This is a genomic window from Clostridium sp. HV4-5-A1G (genome assembly GCF_900184915.1).
Lineage (GTDB): Bacteria > Bacillota > Clostridia > Clostridiales > Clostridiaceae > Clostridium_B > Clostridium_B aromativorans.
In genome coordinates this window covers 1-4,026 of sequence record NZ_FXYI02000243.1, presented here as the reverse complement: position 1 = coordinate 4,026, position 4,026 = coordinate 1, and the positions used below count along the sequence as shown (strand labels likewise).

At 37.3% G+C, this 4,026-nt stretch carries 2 protein-coding genes and 1 pseudogene; 1 reads left to right on the top strand and 2 read right to left on the bottom strand.

The genetic code is table 11. The annotated features are described in order from the left end of the window. The first annotated feature begins 122 nt into the window (after window positions 1-122). Window positions 123-3,164 carry a vitamin B12-dependent ribonucleotide reductase gene (locus J5G60_RS17020; protein WP_150358974.1) on the top strand — a complete coding sequence of 1,014 codons (3,042 nt, stop codon included), beginning with the start codon at window positions 123-125 and terminating at the stop codon, window positions 3,162-3,164. A gap of 27 nt (window positions 3,165-3,191) precedes the next feature. On the opposite strand, the gene J5G60_RS17015 is transcribed toward J5G60_RS17020, so the two are convergent. After that, window positions 3,192-3,902 carry a DUF1638 domain-containing protein gene (locus J5G60_RS17015; protein WP_150358973.1) on the bottom strand — a complete coding sequence of 237 codons (711 nt, stop codon included), beginning with the start codon at window positions 3,900-3,902 and terminating at the stop codon, window positions 3,192-3,194. Between the two features lie 22 nt (window positions 3,903-3,924). Continuing rightward, window positions 3,925-4,026, bottom strand: a pseudogene (locus tag J5G60_RS18965) (GntR family transcriptional regulator); the annotation flags it as partial.

Here is a 4,026-nt window from a genome sequence, read left to right as displayed (position 1 = left end):
CTATATATAGTACTTATTTATCTTAATTAATACTATATATAGTAGTTATTTTTTTAATACACACACAAGATATATAATTTTAACACAATGAGCTCATATATTAAATTGGAGGTAGGTTGTAATTGGATAGTATAAAGGACTTGTTTAAAAGATATTATACAAAATCTCTTGAAAATGACAGTAATAAAACCGTATATGATCTATTCAAATGGAAAAAAACAGACGTATTTTTAAAAGATCATAAGACCCACAAAGTTTTGGTAGACATGAAAAATCTAGAATTTCCAGAACAGTATTCTCAAAATGCCTGTGACATAATAGCTTCTAAATATTTTAGAAAAGCTGGCGTTCCAGGAAAACTAGGTTATGAGAACAGTATGAAATCCGTCGCCCATAGAATGGTAAGTTTCTGGTGTGAATCTTTAAAAGACGAGGGGCTTATAAAGACAGAAAAAGAAGGTTCTATTTTTTATGATGAATGTGTATATGCACTTTTAAATCAAATGTACGCCCCTAACTCCCCTCAATGGTTTAATACGGGGCTTAAACTGTCCTATGGTATAAGCGGTGTAAAACAGGGAAGTTACTATTTCGATGACACGCTGGGCAAAGTAATGGAATGTGAAGACAGCTATACTAGAACCCAGGCTTCTGCATGTTTTATACTATCTATCGAAGATAAACTTTTAGGTCCGCATTCCATATCAGATCAATTCGTAACAGAGACAAAACTATTTAAGGGCGGTTCAGGAACTGGTACCAATTTTTCTACTATAAGGGCAAAGGGTGAAAAATTATCCGGAGGCGGTTCTTCCTCAGGGCTCATGAGTTTCTTAAAGGCATTGGACAGAAATGCAGGAGCTATCAAATCAGGAGGTACTACAAGAAGAGCTGCCAAAATGGTATGTTTGGATGTAAATCATCCTGAGATCATGGATTTTATAACCTGGAAATCAAAGGAAGAAGATAAAGTGAGAGCCCTCGGCAAAATGGGATATGATACAGATTTAGACGGTGAGGCTTATGAAACTGTCTCAGGACAAAACAGCAATAATTCTGTAAGATTTTCAAACAGCTTTATGTCCAAAGTCGATAGATTAAAGGTAAATCCTGATGAAATAATCAATCTCACTGGTAGAATTGATCCCAAAATTACAAAAACAGTAAAAGTAAAAGAAATCTGGGACACCTTTAATACCTGTGCCTGGAAATGTGCAGATCCAGCTCCCCAATTCAGTGACACTTTCAACGCCTGGCACACATGTCCTGCAGGAGAAGACGGAAAGGTAAATGCAGCCTATAATATGATTAATTCCACGAATCCCTGTGGTGAGTATGCCTTTTTGGATGATACTTCCTGCAATTTGGCATCCATAAATATATACAGATTTTACAATGCAAACAAAAATACCTTTGACCTGAAAGGATATTTACATATAATTGGTTTAGTCCAGCTGATTCTCGAATCCTCCATACATTGGGGACAGTTTCCCACCGCAGATATAGCTAGGAAAACCCACCTCTTCAGAACTACAGGCCTCGGTATATCAAATATAGCATCATTATTCATGGTCATGGGTTATCCTTATGATTCAAATGAGGCCAGAACATTGGCAGCCTCGCTGGTAGGAATACTTACAGGTCAATCCTATTATGTATCCTCTCTAATAGCAAAAGAGATAGGCCCTTTTGAAAAGTTTCAAATAAATAAACCGTATATGATGAGAGTAATGAGGAATCATGCCCGGGCAGCTTCCATAAACATGGAGTCACTTTCAAAAAGCATGGGATACAACTTTTCGAATGAATTTGAAGGATTAAATTATACTCCCTTGAAAGTAGAGCATGAACTCTTAAAGAAAGAAAATTTATCATATATAGGGGATACATTAAAAAACTGCTGGATAAATGCTCTTAAAAGCGGAGACAAATTTGGCTACAGAAATGCCCAGGTTACAGTCATAGCTCCTACAGGTACTATATCCTTTGCCATGGACTGCGGTGCTACTTCAATAGAGCCATTTTTCAGCCATATTGTCTACAAGAAATTATCCGGCGGCGGATTTATGACAATTATAAACCCGGTAATAACTCTAGCATTAAAAAAACTGGGTTATGCCAAAGAACAGATAGAGGATATATTGTCCTATGCACTTGAAAAGGAAACTATAACCAAAGACGATTTCACTTATGAAAAGATACTAGATGGAAAAATAGAAGGAGCTCCACACTTAAAAGATGAACACCTTGCTATATTCGACACGTCAAATAAATGCGGCAGCGGCGAAAGATATATCGATCCCATGGGACACGTAAAGATGGTGGCTTCTATAACCCCACTTATATCCGGTTCAGTGTCGAAAACTGTGAACTTACCTAAAAGCGCCTCCATACAGGATTTTAAGGATGTAATTTTATCCTCCTGGAAACTGGGCATCAAGGGCATTACCCTATATAGGGATTCTTCTAAAGCAGCCCAGCCTCTGAATACAAATTTATCTGCTTCAGACAATATAAAACTTGAAGATTTAACTTATAAGCAGCTTTTAATCAGAGCCAAAAGTCTACAAAAAGGAATAAAATATTCAAAGCGTGATAAACTCATAGGAATCCGCAGGGGAACCACCCATCCTGCACAAATAGATGACGTAAAAATATACACTACCGTAAACAGATCCTCAAATGGAGATATATCTGAAATATATATAACTACAGACAGAGAGGGTACTATAATAATGGGGCTTTTAAATTCCCTATCCAAGGCAATATCAGTGATGCTCCAATACCATGTTCCACCCCAGGATATATCCAGAATGCTGCGCGGTCAAAAATATGAGCCCTATGGATTTGTCCAAAAGCATCCTTATATAAAATACGTATCCTCTATATCAGATCTCATAAGTAAAATAATAGATATAGAACTTGGAGATTTTTCCCGATGCCAGGTTAAACCTGAAAATTATGATAAGGACAGCTTGATTTTAGGCAGCTCCTCCACTGAATTAAATTCCGGTAAAATCAGTACCACTGAAATCAAGACAAAAAAAATAGACGGTGAAAGAATATATGGTTCAACCTGTCCTAATTGTTCCAGCACCAGAATGGTTAGAAACGGAACCTGCATGGTTTGTCTGGACTGTGGTTCCACTACTGGCTGCAGTTAAGCAGCCAGTATTTCTACTATCAGCTGCTTATAGTTTACTGTCAATTGTACACTGAGCATTCTTTGAAAGCTGCCCATCCACATCATAAATATGTTCCATTGTAACAGTTTCACCTGGATTTATAGTTATGAACTCCCTGGGATCCCATGGTCCCGTCAGAAGCTTCTTGATGTATTCAATTGTTCCCGGTAAAACTTCGTATTGTAATTTCAATTCACTCGCTATCTTTTTCGTTTTTTCCAGGTAGTTTTCAAGTTCATAGGCTCCGGTTTTTATAACCCCTAATTTCTGGTAATGCTTGAAAACTATACTGTAAATTTTTTCTGCCTTTTCCCTTCCATAGCGCTTCACCGCTTCTTGATACTCAATCCATATATTCCTCTCAGATTCCAGCCAGCCTTTAGTCAAAAAATAGGTTCCGCCATCACCAGACAGCTCATTACGTCTTTTGCAGGATCCCAGAAGCAGTGTAATGCAATCGTCCACCCGTGGAAAAATCATGCGGTATGTTGGAGGTTTAAGCCCAATTATGGCATTTCCACAGTATCCAAAGGCCAAAATAACCTGCTCCACATTGGATATATGATCCAGTTCACACTGAAGACACTCTTTTAGAGAATCAGGTTGTAGATGAAGACCAGATTTTATCCATAATACCGGATAATTACACCCAATCTCACCTATTGCTTTATTCAATTCATCTTCAATAGTTTGACAAGCTACGATCAAGGTATTCATTTTAAATATCCCCCTTTTCCAACTATTTACTTACTCCATGCAATTTGATATAATCCCCACGAAAATAAGTTATTCCAAGTCCAATGGGTTTATCTTCAATATCGTATAATTTTTGCTCTACTAC